The 19,982-nt window shown below is 72.2% G+C and carries 17 protein-coding genes; 15 read left to right on the forward strand and 2 right to left on the reverse strand.

Features of this window, described 5'->3' with window-relative positions; all coding sequences use genetic code 11:
• Positions 1-107 precede the first annotated feature (107 nt).
• Positions 108-1,328 carry a signal recognition particle-docking protein FtsY gene (gene ftsY / locus OO63_RS16365; RefSeq protein ID WP_030361967.1) on the forward strand — a complete coding sequence of 407 codons (1,221 nt, stop codon included), beginning with the start codon at positions 108-110 and terminating at the stop codon, positions 1,326-1,328.
• Between the two features lie 204 nt (positions 1,329-1,532).
• On the opposite strand, the gene OO63_RS16370 is transcribed toward ftsY, so the two are convergent.
• Entirely contained in the window at positions 1,533-2,246 is a 714-nt protein-coding gene (locus OO63_RS16370) for a bifunctional DNA primase/polymerase (protein ID WP_051810939.1), read from the reverse strand.
• Positions 2,247-2,913: 667 nt separating this feature from the next.
• Between OO63_RS16370 and nsdA the strand changes: the two genes are divergently transcribed.
• The 7 genes from nsdA (at position 2,914) to OO63_RS16405 (ending at position 13,595) form a co-directional block, all read left to right on the forward strand.
• Complete coding sequence (nsdA, locus tag OO63_RS16375; RefSeq protein ID WP_033264180.1) at positions 2,914-4,392, forward strand: transcriptional repressor NsdA; 1,479 nt, start codon at positions 2,914-2,916, stop codon at positions 4,390-4,392.
• Positions 4,393-4,721: 329 nt separating this feature from the next.
• Positions 4,722-6,086 carry an ammonium transporter gene (locus OO63_RS16380; RefSeq protein ID WP_030361970.1) on the forward strand — a complete coding sequence of 455 codons (1,365 nt, stop codon included), beginning with the start codon at positions 4,722-4,724 and terminating at the stop codon, positions 6,084-6,086.
• Positions 6,083-6,421, forward strand: a complete 339-nt coding sequence (locus tag OO63_RS16385) for a P-II family nitrogen regulator (protein WP_030361971.1) — start codon at positions 6,083-6,085, stop codon at positions 6,419-6,421. Before OO63_RS16380 ends, OO63_RS16385 begins: the two co-directional genes overlap by 4 nt.
• Positions 6,422-6,478: 57 nt before the next feature.
• Positions 6,479-9,097 (forward strand): [protein-PII] uridylyltransferase, encoded by a 2,619-nt coding sequence (locus OO63_RS16390; RefSeq protein ID WP_031192843.1) that lies wholly within the window; start codon positions 6,479-6,481, stop codon positions 9,095-9,097.
• A gap of 184 nt (positions 9,098-9,281) precedes the next feature.
• Complete coding sequence (ffh, locus tag OO63_RS16395) at positions 9,282-10,847, forward strand: signal recognition particle protein (protein ID WP_030361972.1); 1,566 nt, start codon at positions 9,282-9,284, stop codon at positions 10,845-10,847.
• Positions 10,848-11,055: 208 nt separating this feature from the next.
• The gene (gene ftsH / locus OO63_RS16400; protein ID WP_030361973.1) at positions 11,056-12,987 is read left to right on the forward strand and encodes an ATP-dependent zinc metalloprotease FtsH; all 1,932 of its coding nucleotides are present in this window, start codon (positions 11,056-11,058) and stop codon (positions 12,985-12,987) included.
• A gap of 35 nt (positions 12,988-13,022) precedes the next feature.
• Positions 13,023-13,595, forward strand: a complete 573-nt coding sequence (locus OO63_RS16405; RefSeq protein WP_030361974.1) for a maleylpyruvate isomerase N-terminal domain-containing protein — start codon at positions 13,023-13,025, stop codon at positions 13,593-13,595.
• Between the two features lie 103 nt (positions 13,596-13,698).
• Here the strand turns inward: OO63_RS16405 and OO63_RS16410 are convergent, their stop codons facing one another.
• Positions 13,699-14,559 (reverse strand): SAM-dependent methyltransferase, encoded by an 861-nt coding sequence (locus OO63_RS16410; protein ID WP_078619171.1) that lies wholly within the window; start codon positions 14,557-14,559, stop codon positions 13,699-13,701.
• A gap of 214 nt (positions 14,560-14,773) precedes the next feature.
• On the opposite strand from OO63_RS16410, the gene proS reads away from it, so the two are divergent.
• The 7 genes from proS to rplS all read left to right on the forward strand — a co-directional run bounded on the left by proS (position 14,774) and on the right by rplS (position 19,966).
• Positions 14,774-16,189 carry a proline--tRNA ligase gene (gene proS / locus OO63_RS16415; RefSeq protein ID WP_030361976.1) on the forward strand — a complete coding sequence of 472 codons (1,416 nt, stop codon included), beginning with the start codon at positions 14,774-14,776 and terminating at the stop codon, positions 16,187-16,189.
• 259 nt (positions 16,190-16,448) lie between these two features.
• The gene (locus OO63_RS16420; protein WP_030361977.1) at positions 16,449-17,051 is read left to right on the forward strand and encodes a hypothetical protein; all 603 of its coding nucleotides are present in this window, start codon (positions 16,449-16,451) and stop codon (positions 17,049-17,051) included.
• A gap of 266 nt (positions 17,052-17,317) precedes the next feature.
• Positions 17,318-17,752, forward strand: a complete 435-nt coding sequence (gene rpsP, locus OO63_RS16425; protein ID WP_030361978.1) for a 30S ribosomal protein S16 — start codon at positions 17,318-17,320, stop codon at positions 17,750-17,752.
• Positions 17,753-17,754: 2 nt separating this feature from the next.
• Entirely contained in the window at positions 17,755-17,994 is a 240-nt protein-coding gene (locus OO63_RS16430) for an RNA-binding protein (protein WP_030361979.1), read from the forward strand.
• A gap of 87 nt (positions 17,995-18,081) precedes the next feature.
• The gene (gene rimM / locus OO63_RS16435; protein WP_030361980.1) at positions 18,082-18,663 is read left to right on the forward strand and encodes a ribosome maturation factor RimM; all 582 of its coding nucleotides are present in this window, start codon (positions 18,082-18,084) and stop codon (positions 18,661-18,663) included.
• Positions 18,663-19,484 carry a tRNA (guanosine(37)-N1)-methyltransferase TrmD gene (trmD, locus tag OO63_RS16440; RefSeq protein WP_030361981.1) on the forward strand — a complete coding sequence of 274 codons (822 nt, stop codon included), beginning with the start codon at positions 18,663-18,665 and terminating at the stop codon, positions 19,482-19,484. The genes rimM and trmD overlap by 1 nt, the downstream gene beginning before the upstream one ends.
• Positions 19,485-19,615: 131 nt before the next feature.
• The gene (gene rplS / locus OO63_RS16445) at positions 19,616-19,966 is read left to right on the forward strand and encodes a 50S ribosomal protein L19 (RefSeq protein ID WP_016638799.1); all 351 of its coding nucleotides are present in this window, start codon (positions 19,616-19,618) and stop codon (positions 19,964-19,966) included.
• Positions 19,967-19,982: the final 16 nt, after the last annotated feature.

Consider the following 19,982-nt stretch of genomic DNA (forward strand, 5'->3'; position numbering starts at 1 on the left):
TCTTCCATCGTACTTTAGTCCGAGTAATGGCGGCTAGTGGCATATGTACTTTGGAGGAAGACACAAGGAGGCTGCCCGGAGGGCCCATGACTGATACTGGGTGAGTTATGGAAATCGTCATCCTTGCTGTAGTCATCGCCGTGGTCGTGGTCGGTGCGATCGGCGGGCTCGTCGTCGGCAGCCGCAAGAAGAAGCAGCTGCCCGAGGCGAAGGCCCCCTCCGCGACGCCCACCATCACCGCCCCTCCGGCCGAGCCGCACGTCGGCGACGAGGCCGAGACGCCGCGCGACGAAGCGCGCCGCACGATCGAGGAGGTGGACCTGCCGGTCGCCGAACCCTCGGCGTCCGCACCCGTCACGACCGAGGAGCCCGCGGCCCCGCCGGCTCCCGAGATCGAGACGCCCGAGCCCACCGCGGGCCGCCTGGTGCGCCTGCGCACGCGCCTGTCGCGCTCCCAGAACGCGCTCGGCAAGGGCCTGCTCACGCTCCTCTCGCGCGAGCACCTGGACGAGGACACCTGGGAGGAGATCGAGGACACCCTCCTGACCGCCGACGTCGGCGTCGCCCCCACCCAGGAGCTCGTCGAGCGGCTGCGTGAGCGCGTTCGTGTGCTCGGCACGCGCACCCCCGAGGACCTGCGCGCCCTGCTCCGCGAGGAACTCCTCACGCTGGTCGGCACGGACCTCGACCGCACCGTGAAGACCGACTCGGGCCTGGAGACCCCCGCCATCGTGATGGTCGTCGGCGTCAACGGCACCGGCAAGACCACCACCACCGGCAAGCTCGCCCGCGTCCTGGTCGCCGACGGCCGCTCCGTCGTCCTCGGCGCCGCCGACACCTTCCGCGCCGCCGCCGCCGACCAGCTCCAGACGTGGGGCGAGCGCGTCGGCGCCCGCACGGTCCGCGGGCCCGAGGGCGGCGACCCGGCGTCGATCGCCTTCGACGCGGTCAAGGAGGGCATCGCCGAGGGTGCCGACGTCGTCCTCGTCGACACCGCGGGCCGACTGCACACCAAGACCGGCCTCATGGACGAGCTCGGCAAGGTCAAGCGCGTCGTCGAGAAGCACGCGCCGCTGGACGAGGTGCTGCTCGTCCTCGACGCCACCACCGGTCAGAACGGTCTGGTGCAGGCGCGCGTCTTCGCCGAGGTCGTCGACATCACCGGCATCGTCCTCACCAAGCTCGACGGCACCGCCAAGGGCGGCATCGTGGTCGCGGTCCAGCGCGAGCTGGGTGTGCCCGTGAAGCTCATCGGCCTCGGCGAGGGCGCGGACGACCTGGCGCCGTTCGAGCCGGAAGCCTTCGTGGACGCGCTGATCGGGGACTGAGGCGGCGGGCGTCGTGGTGCGCCGGGGGCGGGTGCCCTTACGTATCGCGCGCTCCCGCGCACGTCGTACGGCGTGCGCGTGCGTGGCGCGCCCCGTCGGCGAAGAAGTGCTCCACGAGAAAGTGCCTCACGAAGAAGTGCCCCACCCCCGGGTGCAGCCGGGAGCGGGGCACTTCGTCATGTGGTCGCCGCGCGCGGACGCGCGCTACGCGGGGGACCGATGGGCGACGTAGGCCAGCGTGCCGAGGAGGAGACGGGCGTGCGGCGGGCCCGTGACGGACTCGGGGTCGGGGGAGCGCAGCCAGCGGACCGGGCCGAGGCCCGCGCGGTCGGACGGCGGGGCGGTGATGTGCGCGCCGGGGCCCAGGCCGTGCAGGTCGAGGCCGGTGTCGTCCCAGCCCATGCGGTAGAGCAGCTGCGGCAGTTCGGCGGCGGCGCCGGGGGCCACGAAGAAGTGCGTGCGGCCGTCCGGGGTGGCCGTCACCGGGCCGAGCGGCAGACCCATCCGCTCCAGGCGCACCAGGGCGCGGCGCCCCGCGGCCTCGGCCACCTCGATCACGTCGAACGCGCGGCCCACGGGCAGCATCACCGACGCGCCCGGGACCTGCGACCAGGCCTCGGTCACCTCGTCGAGGGTGGCACCGGCGGCGATCTCCGGGGCGAAGTCCAGCGGGTGGGCGCCGGGGGCGGCGCAGTCGGCACGGCCGCAGGAGCAGTGGCCGTCCTGGGCGCGCGCGCCGGGCACCACGGCCCAGCCCCACAGGCCCGTGTACTCGGCGACGGCCGTGCACTCCTCGGCGGTCGAGCGACAGCGCCGACGGGACCCGGAGCGCGGCTCCTTCGCCTCTTTGACGGCGCGCGCGTCCTTGGTGGCGCGCGGCTCCCTCGTCGCGCGCGCCTCCTTGGCCGCGCGCGGCACCCGCGCCTCCGCGCCCGCCTCTGTCGCGCCCGTCGCGCCGGTCGTACCCGTCTCGTCAGGCGCGCCTGTCCGCTTGGTCCCCCGGACGTCCTTCGTTCCCCGGACACCGGACCGGGGCTCTTTGGTCCCCCGGATGCCGCCGATCGTGAAGCCCATGCCCCCTCCAACGGGTCGCGTGTGCGGTGGTTACGTGTGCGCGGTCGCCGCGTGACGGATCCCGACCGTGACTCGCCGCGCCTGGGCGCGTTGTGCACGTCTCAAGCCGACTCTCGCCGACTTTCGCCGCGTTCCGCCGTCAGGTGGTGCCCGCGCTCGGAGGCATTACCGGTGGTGCACTCCGTGGCCCGCGCCCCTGCGTGCTCCGCTCCGCCCACTTCTGGTTGGTTGCGGTTGTCTGGTGTCAAGTGAATCGTGTGCGGCGGGCATGGAGTTCATTCGAAGGGGTGGCGAATGGTGGCGTTTCCGCGTTCGCCCTCGCCGGAGCGGTGATCGTAGGATTACTTTCGGTACATGACTCGGGGACTTGCGCACTCGTGGGTATGCCGGAGGCAAGTCGGTTTCCCGTTCGAAGGGTGACATTCTCCGGACGGACCGCCGCAACACGCGGCATTCTGTTAGGGCTTGACGTGGACCTCGGACAAGTGGCTTGAGGGATGGGGGCGTTCCAGTGGGCGGCAATGGCGGTAGCGGTGCGAACGCTGAGAAGCGCCCCAACGAGATGCTCGGTTCCTGGTTCGTGCGCAGCGGCTGGTCGAAGGGCGAGCTGGCCCGCCAAGTGAACCGCAGAGCACGCCAGTTGGGCGCGCACCACATCTCCACGGACACCTCACGGGTGCGCCGCTGGCTCGACGGCGAGAACCCCCGCGAGCCCATCCCGCGCATCCTCTCCGAGCTGTTCTCCGAGCGCTTCGGCTGCGTCGTCGCCGTCGAGGACCTCGGCCTGCGCGCCGCCCACAAGGCCCCGTCCGTGTCCGGCATCGACCTGCCCCGGACCGGCCCCCAGACCGTCGCCCTGATCAGCGAGTTCAGCCGCAGCGACCTGATGCTGGCGCGGCGCGGCTTCCTCGGCACCTCGCTCGCCCTGTCCGCGGGCCCCGCCCTGATCGAGCCCATGCAGCGCTGGCTCGTGCCAGGCCCCTCCGCCCCGGTCGCCGCCCCCGAGCCGCAGCAGCTCACCCCGCGCCGCCCCGGCCGCCTCTCCCGCCCCGAGCTCGACCTCCTGGAGTCCACCACGGTGATGTTCCGCCAGTGGGACGCCCAGTGCGGCGGCGGCCTGCGCCGAAAAGCCGTCGTCGGTCAGCTGCACGAGGTGACCGACCTGCTCCAGGAGCCCCAGCCCGAGGACACCTCCAAGCGCCTGTTCAAGGTCGCCGGCGAACTGGCCGAACTGGCGGGCTGGATGAGCTACGACGTAGGGCTCCAGCCCACCGCCCAGAAGTACTTCGTGCTCGCCCTGCACGCCGCCAAGGAAGCCGGCGAGAAGTCCCTCGGGTCGTACATCCTCTCCAGCATGAGCCGCCAGATGATCCACCTCGGCCGGCCCGACGACGCCCTCGAACTGATCCACCTCGCGCAGTACGGCAGCCGCGACTGCGCGAGCCCGCGCACCCAGTCGATGCTGTATGCGATGGAGGCCCGCGCCTACGCCGGAATGGGCCAGCCCGGCCGCTGCAAACGGGCGGTCCGGATGGCCGAGGACACCTTCGCCGACGCGGACGACTGGGACGAGCCCGAGCCCGACTGGATCCGCTTCTTCTCCGAGGCCGAGCTCAACGGCGAGAACGCCCACTCCTTCCGCGACCTGGCTTACGTGGCCGGGCGCAGCCCCACGTACGCCTCCCTGGCCGAGCCCGTCATGGCGCGCGCGGTCGAGCTCTTCGGCAGCGACCCCGAGCACCAGCGGTCGTACGCACTGAACCTGATCGGCATGGCCACCGTGCACCTCCTCCAGAAGGAGCCCGAGCAGAGCACGGTGCTCGCGGGCGAGGCCCTGGCCATCGCCAAGAAGGTGCGCTCCGAGCGGGTCAACACCCGGCTGCGCAAGACCGTCGACAACGCCCTGCGCGACTTCGGGGACGTGGCGGACGTGGTCCGGCTCACCGACCAGCTCGCCGTCGACATGCCGGAATCCGCGGAGGCGGTCTGACATGCCCGCGCACCAGGCCGCCTGACCGGCGCGCCCCGCACACTCCGGCCGCGGCCGGCCCATCCCGACAGCCCGACTCGGCTCCCCCATGCCAGGTCATCCGGATGGGCCGCCGCGGCCGGTTCTGTGAGGGCGGGACCACCCGCCTCGCACGCTCCGCTGTTCATCCATGCGTAACACGCACGACCTCTTCGTCACTGGCGCGAAACATCGAGCGGCACTGACCGAAACCGCGCTGCGCCAACCTCATGCGGCATAACCGGCCCACCGTCCTCGCACCGCAGAGGGTGAAGCCCGCACGGGCCGTATCCGACGACGAGGAGACGCCGATGCCCCCAGGCATCACGCTTGCCGCAGACGCCCCGCAGCTGTCTGCCGCCAACACCGGGTTCATGTTGATCTGCTCCGCCCTGGTGATGCTCATGACGCCGGGGCTCGCCTTCTTCTACGGAGGCATGGTCCGCGTCAAGAGCACCCTGAACATGCTGATGATGAGCTTCATCAGCCTCGGGATCGTCACCGTCCTGTGGGTGCTCTACGGCTTCTCCGTCGCCTTCGGCACCGACCACGGCAGCCTCTTCGGCTGGAACGGCGACTACGTGGGCCTCGGCGGGATCGGCCTCAACGAACTGTGGGACGGGTACACCATCCCGGTCTACGTCTTCGCCGTGTTCCAGCTGATGTTCGCCGTCATCACGCCCGCCCTGATCAGCGGCGCGCTCGCGGACCGCGTGAAGTTCACCGCGTGGGCGCTGTTCGTGGCGCTGTGGGCGACGATCGTGTACTTCCCGGTCGCGCACTGGGTGTGGGGCACCGGCGGCTGGGCCTTCGAGATGGGCGTCATCGACTTCGCCGGCGGCACGGCCGTGCACATCAACGCCGGAGCCGCCGCCCTCGGCGTGATCCTCGTCATCGGCAAGCGCGTCGGCTTCAAGAAGGACCCGATGCGCCCGCACAGCCTGCCCCTGGTGATGCTCGGCGCCGGACTCCTCTGGTTTGGTTGGTTCGGGTTCAACGCCGGGTCCTGGCTCGGCAACGACGACGGCGTCGGCGCGCTGATGTTCATCAACACCCAGATCGCCACGGCCGCCGCCATGCTCGCCTGGCTCGCCTACGAGAAGATCCGCCACGGCGCGTTCACCACCCTCGGCGCCGCCTCCGGCGCGGTCGCGGGACTCGTCGCCATCACCCCCTCCGGCGGCTCCTGCTCGCCGCTCGGCGCCATCGCCATCGGCGCGATCGCCGGTCTGCTCTGCGCCCTCGCCGTCGGCCTGAAGTTCAAGTTCGGCTACGACGACTCCCTCGACGTCGTCGGCGTCCACCTGGTCGGCGGCATCGCGGGCTCGCTCCTCGTCGGCCTCTTCGCCACCGGCGGCGGCCAGTCCGAGGCGCAGGGCCTCTTCTACGGTGGGGGCCTCGAACAGCTCGGCAAGCAGGCCGCCGGTGTCGGCGCCGTCCTCGGCTACTCCCTCGTCGCCTCCGCCGTCCTCGCCTTCCTCATCGACAAGACGATCGGCATGCGGGTCGACGAGGACGAGGAGGTCGGCGGCATCGACCAGGTCCAGCACGCCGAGACCGCGTACGACTTCAGCGGCGCGGGCGGCGGCTCCGCGCCCCGCACGACCGCCGTGCCGGGCCCGGTCCAGGGGGCCGCGCAGTCCGCGGCCCAGAAGAACAAGAAGGTGGACGCATGAAGCTCATCACCGCGGTCGTCAAGCCGCACCGCCTCGACGAGATCAAGGAGGCCCTGCAGGCCTTCGGGGTCCAGGGCCTGACCGTCACCGAGGCCAGCGGCTACGGACGGCAGCGCGGCCACACCGAGGTCTACCGCGGCGCCGAGTACACCGTCGACCTCGTACCGAAGATCCGCATCGAGGTGCTCGTCGAGGACGAGGACGCCGAACAGCTCGTCGAGGTCGTCGTCAAGGCGGCCCGCACCGGCAAGATCGGCGACGGCAAGGTGTGGAGCGTCCCCGTCGACACGGCGGTCCGGGTGCGGACCGGCGAGCGCGGGCCCGACGCGCTGTGACGCGCGTGCCGCGGGCGGCGTGCGCGCGGTAGTCCCACAGAGAACAGGAGCCGCTGGGTGACGAGCGTGGAAGTACCGAAGGAATCAGCAGACTCGCAAGACTCCGGACCCAGCGGCTACGCGGCGGCCCGGCTGCGCCTCCTCCACGAGGAGGCGCGGTCCGGGCCGCCGCGCCGTTCCGCGCTCGCCGAGCTGACGGACGGCTGGCTGAACGGCCTCTTCGCCGCGGGCACCGCCGACGCCGGACCCGGCGCGGCACGGGGCATCGCCCTGGTCGCCGTCGGCGGCTACGGCCGCGGCGAACTGTCGCCCCGCAGCGACCTCGACCTGCTGCTCCTCCACGACGGCGGCGCCGACCCGGGCGCCGTCGCCGCCCTCGCCGACCGCATCTGGTACCCCGTCTGGGACCTCGGCCTCGCCCTCGACCACTCCGTGCGCACCCCGGCCGAGGCCCGCAAGACCGCCGCCGACGACCTGAAGGTCCACCTCGGCCTGCTCGACGCCCGCCACATCGCCGGTGACCTGGGGCTCACCACCGGCACGCGCAGCGCCGTCCTCGCCGACTGGCGCAACCAGGCGCCCAGACGACTGCCCGAGCTGCGCGAGCTGTGCGCGGAACGCGCCGCGCGCCACGGCGAACTCAGCCACCTCCTCGAACCCGACCTGAAGGAGGCCCGCGGCGGACTCCGCGACGCCACCGCGCTGCGGGCCGTCGCCGCCTCCTGGCTCGCCGACGCGCCCCGCGAGGGCCTCGCCGAGGCCCGCCGCACCCTCCTCGACGTACGCGACGCCCTGCACCTGACGACCGGGCGCGCCACCGACCGCCTCACCCTCCAGGAACAGGACCAGGTCGCCGCCGAACTCGGCCTGCTCGACGCCGACACCCTGCTGCGGCAGGTGTACGAGGCCGCGCGCACCGTCGCCTACGCCGGCGACGTGACCTGGCGCGAGGTCGGCCGCGTGCTGCGGTCCCGGAAGGCCAGGCCGCGGCTGCGCGGGCTGCTCGGCGGCCAGAAGGCGGCCGTCGCCGAGCGGTCGCCGCTGGCCGAGGGCGTCGTGGAGCACGACGGCGAGGTCGTGCTCGCGCGCGCCGCCCGGCCCGAGCGGGACCCCGTCCTTCCGCTGCGCGCCGCCGCGGCCGCCGCGCAGGCGGGGCTGCCCCTGTCCCTGCACGCCGTGCGCCGGATCGCGGCCGCCGCCAAGCCGCTGCCGACCCCGTGGCCCGCCGAGGCCCGCGAGCAACTGGTGACGCTGCTCGGCGCCGGGCGGCCGACCGTCCAGGTCTGGGAGGCCCTGGAGGCCGAGGGCCTGATCACCCGGCTGCTGCCCGACTGGGAGCGGGTCTGGTGCCGCCCCCAGCGCAACGCCGTGCACACCTGGACCGTCGACCGGCACCTCGTCGAGACCGCCGTCCGCGCCGCCGACCTCACCCGCCGCGTCGGACGGCCCGACCTGCTGCTCGTCGCCGCCCTGCTGCACGACATCGGCAAGGGCTGGCCCGGCGACCACTCCGTCGCCGGGGAGATCATCGCCCGCGACGTCGCCGCCCGGATCGGCTTCGACCGCGCCGACGTCGCCGTACTCGCCTGTCTCGTACGCCACCACCTCCTCCTCGTCGAGACCGCGACCCGGCGCGACCTCGACGACCCCGCGACCGTGCGCTCCGTCGCCGAGGCCGTCGGCTCGCCCGGCACCCTGGAGCTGCTGCACGCCCTCACGGAGGCGGACGCGCTCGCCACCGGGCCCGCGGCGTGGTCGTCGTGGCGGGGCTCGCTGGTCGCGGACCTGGTGAAGCGGGTCGCCGCGGTGCTCGCCGGGGACGAGGTCGAGGACCCGTACGCGGTCGGCGATGCCGCGCCCGCCTCGGCGGAGGAGGAACGGCTCGCGGTGGAGGCGGTGCGGACGGGGGCGCCGGTGGTGGCGTTGCGGGCGGATTCTGGCGGGGGCGCCTTGGGGGGTGTGGGGGGCGAGGGGGTCGTGGGCGCTGTGGGCTCTGCGGGCCCTGCGGGTGCTGTGGGTTCTGCGGGCTTTGGGGGCTCTGCGGGCTCTGGGGGTTCTGCGGGTGCCGTTGGTTCGGCGGGGGATTCGGCCGGGGAGCAGGCCGAGCCCCTGGGCGTGGAGCTGCTGGTCGCCGTGCCCGAGCAGGGCGGGGTGCTGCCCGCCGTCGCCGGGGTGCTCGCCATGCACCGGCTGACCGTGCGCACGGCGGAGCTGCGGGCGGTCGGGCTGCCCGAGGAGATGCCCGGCTCGGTGCTGATGCTCCAGTGGCGGGTGGCGGCCGAGTACGGCTCACTGCCCCAGGCCGCGCGGCTGCGGGCCGACCTGGTGCGGGCGCTCGACGGGTCCCTCGACATCGCGGCCCGGCTCGCCGAGCGCGACGCCGCGTATCCGCGCCGCCGGGGCACGGTGGCGCCGCCGCCCCGGGTCACCGTCGCGTCGGCGGGGTCGCGCCGGGCCACGGTGATCGAGGTCCGGGCCCAGGACGCCCCGGGGCTGCTGCACCGGATCGGGCGGGCCCTGGAGGCGGCGGAGGTGCGGGTGCGCTCCGCGCATGTGTCGACGCTGGGGGCGAACGCGGTGGACGCCTTCTATGTGACGGGGGCGGACGGGGCGCCGCTGGCGGGGGAGCGGGCGGCGGGGGTGGCTCGGGGGGTGGAGGAGGCTTTGCGGGGGTAGGGGGGCGGTCGCTCGCGGGTGCTGTCGTACGGGGCCTGCGAGCGTCGTCGGGCCGGGCCTGGGGGCGGTGCCCGGGGCCCGGCCGAGGTCAGGTGGGGACGGAGGGCACCCGCCCCGGCGAGAGGCAGATACCCTGGAGGGCGACTCGCCCGCCCGCCCCCGATCCCGAGGATTCGCGACCGCCGTGTTCGACACTCTTTCCGATCGCCTCGCAGCGACATTCAAGAACCTCCGCGGCAAAGGCAGGCTCTCCGAGGCGGACATCGACGCCACGGCGCGCGAGATCCGTATCGCCCTGCTCGAAGCGGATGTCGCGCTGCCGGTGGTCCGCGCGTTCATCAAGCAGGTCAAGGAGCGGGCGACCGGCGTCGAGGTCTCCGCGGCGCTCAACCCCGCCCAGCAGGTCATCAAGATCGTCAACGAGGAGCTCATCGGCATCCTCGGCGGCGAGACCCGGCGCCTGCGCTTCGCCAAGCAGCCGCCGACGGTCATCATGCTCGCGGGCCTCCAGGGTGCCGGTAAGACCACGCTAGCCGGAAAGCTCGGCCGCTGGCTGAAGGCCCAGGGCCACTCCCCGCTGCTCGTGGCCTGCGACCTCCAGCGCCCGAACGCCGTGAACCAGCTGTCGGTCGTCGCCGAGCGCGCGGGCGTCGGGGTCTACGCCCCGCAGCCGGGCAACGGCGTCGGCGACCCGGTCCAGGTCGCCAAGGACTCGATCGAGCACGCGCGCACGAAGCAGTACGACGTGGTCGTCGTCGACACCGCGGGCCGCCTCGGCATCGACCAGGAGCTGATGCAGCAGGCCGCGGACATCCGCGACGCCGTCAGCCCGGACGAGGTCCTGTTCGTCGTCGACGCGATGATCGGTCAGGACGCCGTGAACACGGCGGAGGCCTTCCGGGACGGCGTCGGCTTCGACGGCGTCGTGCTCTCGAAGCTCGACGGCGACGCCCGCGGCGGTGCCGCGCTCTCCATCGCGCACGTCACCGGCCGCCAGATCATGTTCGCCTCCAACGGCGAGAAGCTGGACGACTTCGACGCGTTCCACCCGGACCGGATGGCGTCCCGCATCCTCGGCATGGGCGACATGCTCACGCTCATCGAGAAGGCCGAGCAGACCTTCTCGCAGCAAGAGGCCGAGAAGATGGCCTCCAAGCTGGCGAGCAGCAAGGGCGGCAAGGACTTCACGCTCGACGACTTCCTGGCCCAGATGGAGCAGGTCAGGAAGATGGGCAGCATCAGCAAGCTGCTCGGGATGCTGCCGGGCATGGGGCAGATCAAGGACCAGATCAACAACCTCGACGAGCGCGACGTCGACCGCACCGCGGCCATCATCAAGTCGATGACCCCCGGGGAGCGGCAGGAGCCGACGATCATCAACGGCTCGCGGCGGGCCCGTATCGCCAAGGGTTCCGGCGTCGAGGTCAGCGCCGTGAAGAACCTGGTCGAGCGGTTCTTCGAGGCCCGCAAGATGATGTCCCGCATGGCGCAGGGCGGCGGCATGCCGGGGATGCCCGGGATGCCGGGCATGGGCGGCGGTCCCGGCAAGCAGAAGAAGAAGCAGAAGCAGGCCAAGGGCAAGCAGCGCTCCGGCAACCCGATGAAGCGCAAGCAGCAGGAGGACGAGGCGGCCGCCCGGCGAGCCGCCGCCGAGGAGGCCGCCGCGAGTGGCGCCTTCGGGCTCCCGGCCGGGGGCCAGGGCGGCAAGGACTTCGAGCTGCCGGACGAGTTCAAGAAGTTCATGGGCTGAGCGAGGCTCTTCTCGGTACGCCGTCCAGGGGCGCCCCACCACGCGGTGGGGCGCCCCTGGCGTGTCCGATGGCGGGTGCCGGGCGGTGCCGGGCGGTGCCGGGCGGTGCCGGGCGGTGCCTGGCGGTGCCGGGGTGGCGTCCGCGGGCGGGTCCCCTGGCGGGCGCGGAGCGGGTGCCGGTGGGGATTTTGTGTCGTAGCGTCCGCATATGAGCAACCCGGTGCCGCCGCGTCAGAAGCCCGAGCAGCCGTGGCGCTCCGAGGGTGCTCCGGAGCCCGCGCCCACGCCGCCGCCGAAGCGGAAGCTGCCCGGCGGCTGGGGCGGCCTCGTCCTCACGGCCCTGGTCGTCTACCTCATCGCCAACCTCGTGCTCTCCTTCTTCGGCGACGGCGACGAGCCGACCATCTCGTACACGGAGTTCAGCAAGCAGGTCGACTCCGGCAACGTCTCCAAGATCTACTCCAAGGGCGACGCGATCCAGGGGCAGCTCAAGAAGGAGCAGAAGGATCCGGACGGGGGCGACGAATACACCAAGTTCAAGACGCAGCGGCCCGAGTTCGCGGACGACAAGCTGTGGGGCGACCTGACGAAGAACAAGGTCACGGTCACCGCGGAGCCGGTGGTGCAGGAGCGCAGCTTCCTGTCCAACCTGCTGATCTCGCTCGCCCCGATGCTGCTGCTCGTGGTGCTGTGGATCTTCATCGCGCGGCGGATGGCGTCCGGGATGGGCGGCGCGGGCGGGATGCTCGGGCGCAAGCAGCCGCCGAAGCCCGTCGAGCTGGAGCCCGGAAGGAAGCGGACCACCTTCGAGGACGTCGCGGGCATCGACGAGGTCGAGGGCGAGCTGAACGACGTCGTCGACTTCCTGAAGAATCCCGACGCCTACCGGAAGATGGGCGCGCGGATGCCCGGCGGTGTGCTGCTCGCCGGGCCGCCCGGGACCGGCAAGACCCTGTTGGCGCGGGCCGTCGCCGGTGAGGCCGGGGTGCCGTTCTTCTCGGCCTCGGCCTCGGAGTTCATCGAGATGATCGTGGGCGTGGGGGCCTCGCGCGTACGCGAGCTCTTCGCCGAGGCCCGCAAGGTCGCCCCCGCCATCATCTTCATCGACGAGATCGACACCATCGGGCGGGCCCGCGGCGGCGGCAGCGGCATGGGCGGGCACGACGAGCGCGAGCAGACGCTCAACCAGATCCTCACCGAGATGGATGGTTTCTCCGGCTCCGAGGGCGTCATCGTCATCGCCGCCACCAACCGCGCCGACATCCTCGACCCGGCCCTGACCCGCCCCGGCCGCTTCGACCGCGTCGTCAACGTGTCCCCGCCCGACCGCGGCGGCCGCGAGGCCATCCTCGGCATCCACACCCGCGCGATCCCCCTCGCCGATGACGTGGACCTGGCCCAGATCGCCCGCACGACCCCGGGCATGACGGGCGCGGACCTGGCCAACCTCGCGAACGAGGCAGCCCTGCTCGCCGTGAAGCGGGGGCAGGAGCTGGTCACGCAGTCCGACCTCTCCGAAGCCCTGGAGAAGGTACAACTGGGCGCCGAGCGGCCCCTGGTGATGCCCGACGAGGAGCGCCGCCGCACCGCGTACCACGAGAGCGGGCACGCCCTCCTCGGGATGCTGCAACCGGGCGCCGACCCCGTCCGCAAGATCACCATCGTGCCGCGCGGACGCGCCCTCGGCGTCACCCTGTCCACGCCGGACGCCGACAAGTACGCGTACACGGAGGAGTATCTGCGCGGCCGCATCATCGGCGCTCTCGGCGGCATGGCGGCCGAACACGTCGTCTACGGAGTCATCACGACCGGCGCCGAGAACGACCTGGAACAGGTCACCAACATCGCCCGCGGCATGGTCGCCCGCTGGGGCATGAGCGAGCGCGTGGGCCGCCTCTCGGCCCTCCCGAACGACGCCCAGCAGGCCTACGGCCTGGCAGCCGCCCCGGCGACCCTCGACACCATCGACGGCGAGATGCACCGCATCGTCGACGAGTGCTACGAGAGCGCCTGCCGCCAACTGCGCGACCACCGCGACCAACTGGACGCCCTGGCCACGTCCCTCCTGGAGAACGAGACCCTGGAGGAAGCCGACGCCTACAGGGTGGCCGGGATCACGCGGCTCACCAAGGAAACCTGAGGCGGGCGCGGAAGCGTGCTGACTAGCGTGCCGCCATGGACAGCAGCGACGTCAGGGAAGCCACCACCGAACTCCTGCGGGTGCTCGGCCCGCACACCGACCGCGACTGGGCGGCCGTCCCCGCGGGCTCCCTGGAGTGGAGCTGCCGGACCACGGCGACGCACATCGCGCACGACCTGCTGGCCTACGCGGGCCAAGTGGCCGCCCGCCCGGACACCGCGTACCTGCCGTTCGACCTGACCGTCCGCCCGTCCGCCACCCCCGCTGACATCCTGCGCGTCGTCACCGCGGCGGCGGGGCTCCTCGCCACCGCCCTCGACGCATCCCCGGCCGACGCCCGCGCCTGGCACTGGGGGCCGTGCGACCCCACCGGCTTCGCGGCGATGGGGACCGCCGAGATCCTGCTGCACACGCACGACATCACCCAGGGCCTCGCGGTGGAGTGGCCGCCGCCCGGGCCGCTGTGCGAGCGCGTCCTTGCCCGGCTCTTCCCCGACGCCCCGGACGGCGACCCCGCCGCCGTCCTGCTCTGGTGCACGGGGCGCGGCGACCTCGACGGGCGTGAGCGCCGGACGTCCTGGGTATGGCAGGCGGCGCTCACCGCATGAGACGCGTCGGTGCCGTGTGGTGGGCGGGGTCTACGGAGAGGGCGATTTCCGGTGCCCCGCCTCCTGTAGTGCGTGCTCGGCCGTGCGTACGAAGCAGTGGGCGTCAAGGCGTGCGTGCGATCAGGTAGCGGAATACGTTCGGCATCCACACCGTGCCGTCGCGGCGCTGATGCGGATGCAGTGCCTCAGTCAGCTCCTTGTCGACCTGCACCTCGTCCGTCGCGCCGACCGCCGCGTCGAACAGCCCCGTGGACAGGAGGCCGCGGACGGCGCTGTCCATGTCCGCGTAGCCGAAGGGGCAGGCCACCCGGCCCGAGCCGTCCGGCTTGAGGCCCGCGCGGTGCGCCACCTCCTCCAGGTCGTCCCGGCACGCCGGGCGCCAGCTGTGCGCGCTGCGCAGCGGGTCGGCGAGCTTCGTGGCCACCCGGAGCACGGAGGACGTGGTGCAGCGCTCCGGAGGGCCCCAGCCCGCGAGGACCACGGGGGTGCCCCGCCCGGCGAGCGGGGAGGCCGACTCCAGGAGTGCCGACAGGCCCTCGGAGTCGCCGGCCACGCACCCGATCGGCTGGAACGCGGTCACCAGGGTGTACGGCGGGACCTCCGGGGCCGCGACATCCTCCGGGGAGCCCTCCACCAGGCGGGTTCCGGCCCGTGGGGGTGCGCCCGCGGACGCGTCCGGCGCGAGGCGTTCGCGCGCGAGCGCCAGGCGTTCGGGCGCCGACGGCTCCACGCCGGTCACGGCCGCGCCTCGCGCGGCCGCCATCAGCAGGGCGAGCCCGGACCCGCAGCCCAGGCCGAGAAGGCGCGTGCCGCGGCCCACTTCCAGTCGTTCGTACACCGCTTCATAGAGCGGGACCAGCATCCTCTCCTGGATCTCCGCCCAGTCACGCGCGCGTGCGCACCGGTCCGCACGTGGGGTCGCACCCGCGCGCGGGCGGTGGGAGTGCACGAGCGTAGGTGTCATCGAAAGCGCCCCAATCCGCCGAGAGTTGTCGTGCCGATTTCTACGGTTCGTCCGCCCCCACGACGTGCGTTCACGCTCCCCCCGTATGCCAGGGAACTCCGCATCCGTCGTGGCGTCCAGGGGTTGTGGGGCAATGCTTGTGTGCCACCGTCGTGCGCCCCCTTGGACCGTAAATTTCCGGCCCTTCAGACGGCTCGGACGTACCATGCGCGCCATGGCAAAGGCACCCGTACTCACGCCCCGCGCGGACGACTTCCCCCGCTGGTACCAGGAGCTGATCACCAAGGCCGAGCTGGCCGACAACGGGCCGGTGCGCGGCACCATGGTGATCCGACCGTACGGCTACGGGCTGTGGGAGCGGATGCAGCACGACATGGACGCGCGCATCAAGGAGACGGGTACCCAGAACGCGTACTTCCCTCTCCTGATCCCGCAGTCGTACCTCACGCGCGAGGCGGAGCACGTCGAGGGCTTCGCCCCGGAGCTTGCCGTCGTCACACACGGCGGCGGCAAGGAGCTGGAGGAGCCGGTCGTCATCCGGCCCACTTCGGAGACCATCGTCAACGAGTACTTCTCCAAGTGGGTGCAGAGCTACCGCGATCTGCCGCTGCTCATCAACCAGTGGGCGAACGTGGTCCGCTGGGAACTGCGGCCGCGCCTGTTCCTGCGCACGTCGGAGTTCCTGTGGCAGGAGGGCCACACGGCCCACGCGACGTACGAGGAGGCGCGCGACTTCGCCGCCCGTGTCCACCGGCACGTCTACGGAGCCTTCCTGCGGGACCTCCTCGCCATGGACTTCGTGCTCGGCCGTAAGACGGCCGCCGAGCGCTTCGCGGGCGCCGTCAACACCCTCACCCTCGAAGGCATGATGGGCGACGGCAAGGCCCTCCAGCTCGGCACCAGCCATGAACTCGGCCAGAACTTCGCCAAGGCCTTCGGCACCCGGTACCTGTCGAGGGACGGCGAGCAGGAACTGGTCTGGCAGACCTCCTGGGGCTCCACGACCCGCATGATCGGCGCCCTGGCGATGATGCACGGCGACGACGACGGTCTGCGCCTGCCGCCGCGCCTCGCCCCCGTCCAGGCCGTCGTCCTCGCCGTGAAGGACGACGCCGCCGTGCTCGCCGAGGTGCGCGAGATCGGCGAGCGGCTCACCGCGGCGGGCGTGCGCGTCCAGGTCGACGACCGCACGGAGACCCCCTTCGGGCGGCGTGCCGTGGACTGGGAGCTCAAGGGCGTGCCGGTGCGCGTCGAGATCGGGCCGCGCGACCTGGAGAACGGCACCGCGATGCTCGTACGCCGGATCGCGGGCGGCAAGCAGCCCGTGGCCCTCGACGCCCTCATGACGCTCCTGCCCACCGTCCTCGAAGAGGACCAGGAACTGCTGCTCACCCAGGCCCGCGCCCGCCGTGAGTCCCGTACGAGCGAGGTCGCCGACGTCGGCGAGGCCGTCGAGGCCGCCACGGCGGGTGGCTGGGCGCGCCTGCCGTGGGCGGCGCTCGGCCCCGAGGGCGAGGCGCGGCTCGCCGAGCACGGCGTGACCGTACGGTGTCTGGTCGCGGAGGACGGGGCGGTGCCGGACGCCGATGACGCACCCGGTAACGTCGCCGTCGTGGCACGCGCGTACTGAGACCCGGGATTCCGGCTCGGGTGCCTTCACGAGGCGTCGGCCGGTCCTCTTCGCAACAGGGGCCCCGGCGCACGGAGTTGACCTACGCGCCGGGGCGTACGCGCCACTACGTACCGGCTTGATGCGAGCTGCGAGGCTTCTCCGCAGATCAGCGCACCCGCCCTCGTCCGGACGCATCAACGGCAACTGACGGGTAAGTGCAAATTATTTGAGATGCCCCGGAATGGAACCCGGAGGCATCCCGGCTCGTTGTCACGACGTGAGCACGACACCACCTGTTCTCGCCGCAGAGCTGGCACAGGCGTGGGCCGACATTCAGCGGCACCACTCCGAGCTGCCGGACCTAGCCGCGCCCGAATCCCTGATCGGAGAGTCGTCGTCCGCCTGTGGCGCCGAGCTCTCCTTCGAACGACTGCTGCACGAGGCAGTCCACGGCATCGCCGCGGCCCGCGGCGTACGCGACACCTCACGCGCGGGCCGCTACCACAACCGCAGATTCCTCTCGATCGCCGAGGAGCTGGGCCTGGACCACCCGGAGGAGCCGCATCCGAGCAGCGGCTTCTCCCTGGTCACGCTCAACCCCGAGGCCAAGAAGCGCTATCGCCCGACCATCGAGCGGCTGCAGCGCGCCCTGCGGGCGCACACGGTCGCCACCACCGCCGACACCTCACGCACCTTCCGCGGCCCGGCCGCCCGGCACGGGTCCTCCGGAGGCGGCGTGCGCGTGAAGGCGGTCTGCGACTGCGGGCGCAACGTCCGCGTCGTGCCGTCCGTCCTCGCCCAGGCGCCCATCATGTGCGGCGGCTGCGGCAAGCCCTTCCGGATCCCGGAGGTGGTGGGCGTAGGCGCGGGAGCGGGGTGAGCCGGGCACACCCGCGATGAGCTGGTGCGGGGCGGTCGGCCGGATGCGGCCGCCCCTCCTGGAAAGGAGCAGTGGTCCGAAGGGCCTCGGCCGAGGGCGGCGGCGGGAGACGGCCCGGCATGTGGCACAATGGCTAGCTGTACTCGACAGTCGCACAGGACCCCTCTCTCCTCCGGCTGACGCGTCCATCGGGCACCTCGAGTACCGCAACCCCACGCGGCATCCCGTTGTGCCCAACCACGTCAAGACCAGGAGACACCACTCCCGTGGCAGTCAAGATCAAGCTGAAGCGTCTGGGCAAGATCCGTTCGCCTCACTACCGCATCGTCGTCGCCGACTCCCGTACCCGCCGTGACGGCCGGGCCATCGAGGAGATCGGCCTGTACCACCCGGTGCAGAACCCCTCGCGCATCGAGGTCAACTCGGAGCGTGCGCAGTACTGGCTGTCCGTCGGCGCCCAGCCGACCGAGCCGGTCCTCGCGATCCTGAAGCTCACCGGCGACTGGCAGAAGCACAAGGGCCTGCCGGCCCCCGCGCCGCTGCTGCAGCCGGAGCCCAAGGCCGACCACCGCGCCCTCTTCGAGGCCGTGGCCAAGGACGCCGACGGCGAGCCCAAGGGTGACGCCATCACCCAGAAGAAGAAGGCCGAGAAGAAGGACGAGGCCCCGGCCGAGTCCGCGGCCGAGTCGACCGAGGCCTGAGCATGCTCGAGGAGGCTCTCGAGCACCTCGTGAAGGGCATCGTCGACAACCCCGACGACGTGCAGGTCGCCTCGCGCAACCTGCGCCGCGGACGCGTCCTGGAAGTCCGGGTCCACCCGGACGACCTGGGCAAGGTGATCGGCCGCAACGGCCGCACCGCACGCGCTCTGCGTACCGTCGTGGGCGCCATCGGCGGCCGCGGTGTCCGCGTCGACCTCGTCGACGTGGACCAGGTTCACTGAACCACACGTAGCACCGGCTCGGGCCGGGGAGGGCTCCAGGGCCGTCCCCGGCCCGCAGTCGTATGTCAGCAAGGGAGAGACAGCACAGTGCAGCTCGTAGTCGCGCGGATCGGCCGCGCCCACGGCATCAAGGGCGAGGTCACCGTCGAGGTGCGCACCGACGAGCCGGAGCTGCGGCTCGGCCCCGGCGCCGTGCTCGCCACCGACCCCGCAGGAGTGGGGCCGCTGACCATCGAGACCGGCCGGGTGCACAGCGGCAGGCTGCTCCTTCGCTTCGCGGGCGTACGCGACCGCTCGGGCGCCGAGGCCCTGCGCAACACCCTGCTGATCGCCGAGGTCGACCCGGAGGAGCTCCCGGAGGACCCCGAGGAGTTCTACGACCACCAGCTGATGGACCTCGACGTGGTCACCAAGGACGGCGTCGAGATCGGCCGGATCACGGAGATCTCCCACCTGCCCTCGCAGGACCTCTTCATCGTGGAGCGGCCCGACGGCAGCGAGGTGATGATCCCGTTCGTCGAGCAGATCGTCGTCGAGATCGACCTGGAGGAGCAGCGGGCCGTCATCGACCCGCCGCCCGGTCTCGTCGACGACCGCGCGGAGGTCGCGTCCGCGCGTGACGCCGAGGCGGCCCCGGCGGACCAGGCGGCTCCGGAGGACCAGGCGTAATGCGGCTCGACGTCGTCACGATCTTTCCCGAGTACCTGGAACCCCTGAACGTCTCCCTCGTGGGCAAGGCCCGCGCGCGCGGGCAGCTCGACGTCAACGTGCACGACCTCAGGGAGTGGACGTACGACCGGCACAACACGGTCGACGACACCCCCTACGGCGGCGGCCCGGGCATGGTCATGAAGACCGACCCCTGGGGCGCGGCCCTCGACGACGTGCTCGCCGAGGGGTACGAGGCGGGGGCCCACGGGCCCGTCCTCGTCGTCCCCACGCCCAGCGGGCGGCCCTTCACCCAGGAACTCGCCGTCGAGCTCTCCGAGCGGCCCTGGCTGGTCTTCACGCCCGCGCGCTACGAGGGCATCGACCGCCGCGTCATCGACGAGTACGCGACCCGGATGCCCGTCTACGAGGTCTCCATCGGCGACTACGTCCTCGCGGGCGGAGAGGCCGCCGTCCTGGTCGTCACGGAGGCCGTGGCCCGGCTCCTGCCCGGTGTCCTCGGCAACGCCGAGTCCCACCGCGACGACTCCTTCGCTCCCGGAGCCATGGCCAATCTCCTCGAGGGCCCCGTCTACACCAAGCCCCCCGAGTGGCGCGGGCACGGCATCCCGGACGTCCTGCTCAGCGGCCACCACGGCAAGATCGCCCGCTGGCGGCGGGACGAGGCGCTGCGGCGCACCACCCGCAACAGGCCCGATCTCATCGAGCGCTGCGACCCCGCGGCCTTCGACAAGAAGGACCGCGAGATGCTCTCGATCCTGGGGTGGCGCCCGGGGCCGGACGGCCGATTTGGGCGAGACCCCGAGGCCGTGGAAGAATAGGCCGCTGCTGTACGTCCAGCCTGCGCCCCTGCCACAGGGGGAACGACGCAGGACCGACGAGATCAGCTACCGAATCCTCATCACCACATACCGCTGATGACCTGTGGCATCAGCGAAGAAAGCAGACGATCATGTCTCACCTGCTCGACTCCGTCGACTCCGCGTCGCTGCGCAGCGACATCCCGGCCTTCCGCCCGGGTGACACCGTCAACGTCCACGTCCGCGTCATCGAGGGCAACCGCTCCCGTGTGCAGCAGTTCAAGGGCGTAGTCATCCGCCGCCAGGGCGCCGGTGTCCGCGAGACCTTCACGGTCCGCAAGGTCTCGTTCTCCGTCGGCGTCGAGCGCACCTTCCCGGTGCACACCCCGATCGTCGAGAAGATCGAGCTCGTCACGAAGGGCGACGTCCGGCGCGCCAAGCTGTACTACCTGCGTGACCTGCGCGGCAAGGCCGCGAAGATCAAGGAGAAGCGCGAGAACTGATCTCGCGCCCGGTCTC

The organism is Streptomyces alboflavus, from assembly GCF_000716675.1.
GTDB classification, from domain to species: Bacteria; Actinomycetota; Actinomycetes; order Streptomycetales; family Streptomycetaceae; genus Streptomyces; species Streptomyces alboflavus.

Bases quoted from the DNA above. Each gene is read 5' to 3' on its own strand.
- ftsY (WP_030361967.1), top strand. From the start codon at position 108: ATGGAAATCGTCATCCTTGCTGTAGTCATCGCCGTGGTCGTGGTCGGT.
- OO63_RS16380 (WP_030361970.1), top strand. From the start codon at position 4,722: ATGCCCCCAGGCATCACGCTTGCCGCAGACGCCCCGCAGCTGTCTGCC.
- OO63_RS16385 (WP_030361971.1), top strand. From the start codon at position 6,083: ATGAAGCTCATCACCGCGGTCGTCAAGCCGCACCGCCTCGACGAGATC.
- ftsH (WP_030361973.1), top strand. From the start codon at position 11,056: ATGAGCAACCCGGTGCCGCCGCGTCAGAAGCCCGAGCAGCCGTGGCGC.
- OO63_RS16405 (WP_030361974.1), top strand. From the start codon at position 13,023: ATGGACAGCAGCGACGTCAGGGAAGCCACCACCGAACTCCTGCGGGTG.
- OO63_RS16410 (WP_078619171.1), bottom strand. From the start codon at position 14,559: ATGACACCTACGCTCGTGCACTCCCACCGCCCGCGCGCGGGTGCGACC.
- proS (WP_030361976.1), top strand. From the start codon at position 14,774: ATGGCAAAGGCACCCGTACTCACGCCCCGCGCGGACGACTTCCCCCGC.
- OO63_RS16430 (WP_030361979.1), top strand. From the start codon at position 17,755: ATGCTCGAGGAGGCTCTCGAGCACCTCGTGAAGGGCATCGTCGACAAC.
- trmD (WP_030361981.1), top strand. From the start codon at position 18,663: ATGCGGCTCGACGTCGTCACGATCTTTCCCGAGTACCTGGAACCCCTG.
- rplS (WP_016638799.1), top strand. From the start codon at position 19,616: ATGTCTCACCTGCTCGACTCCGTCGACTCCGCGTCGCTGCGCAGCGAC.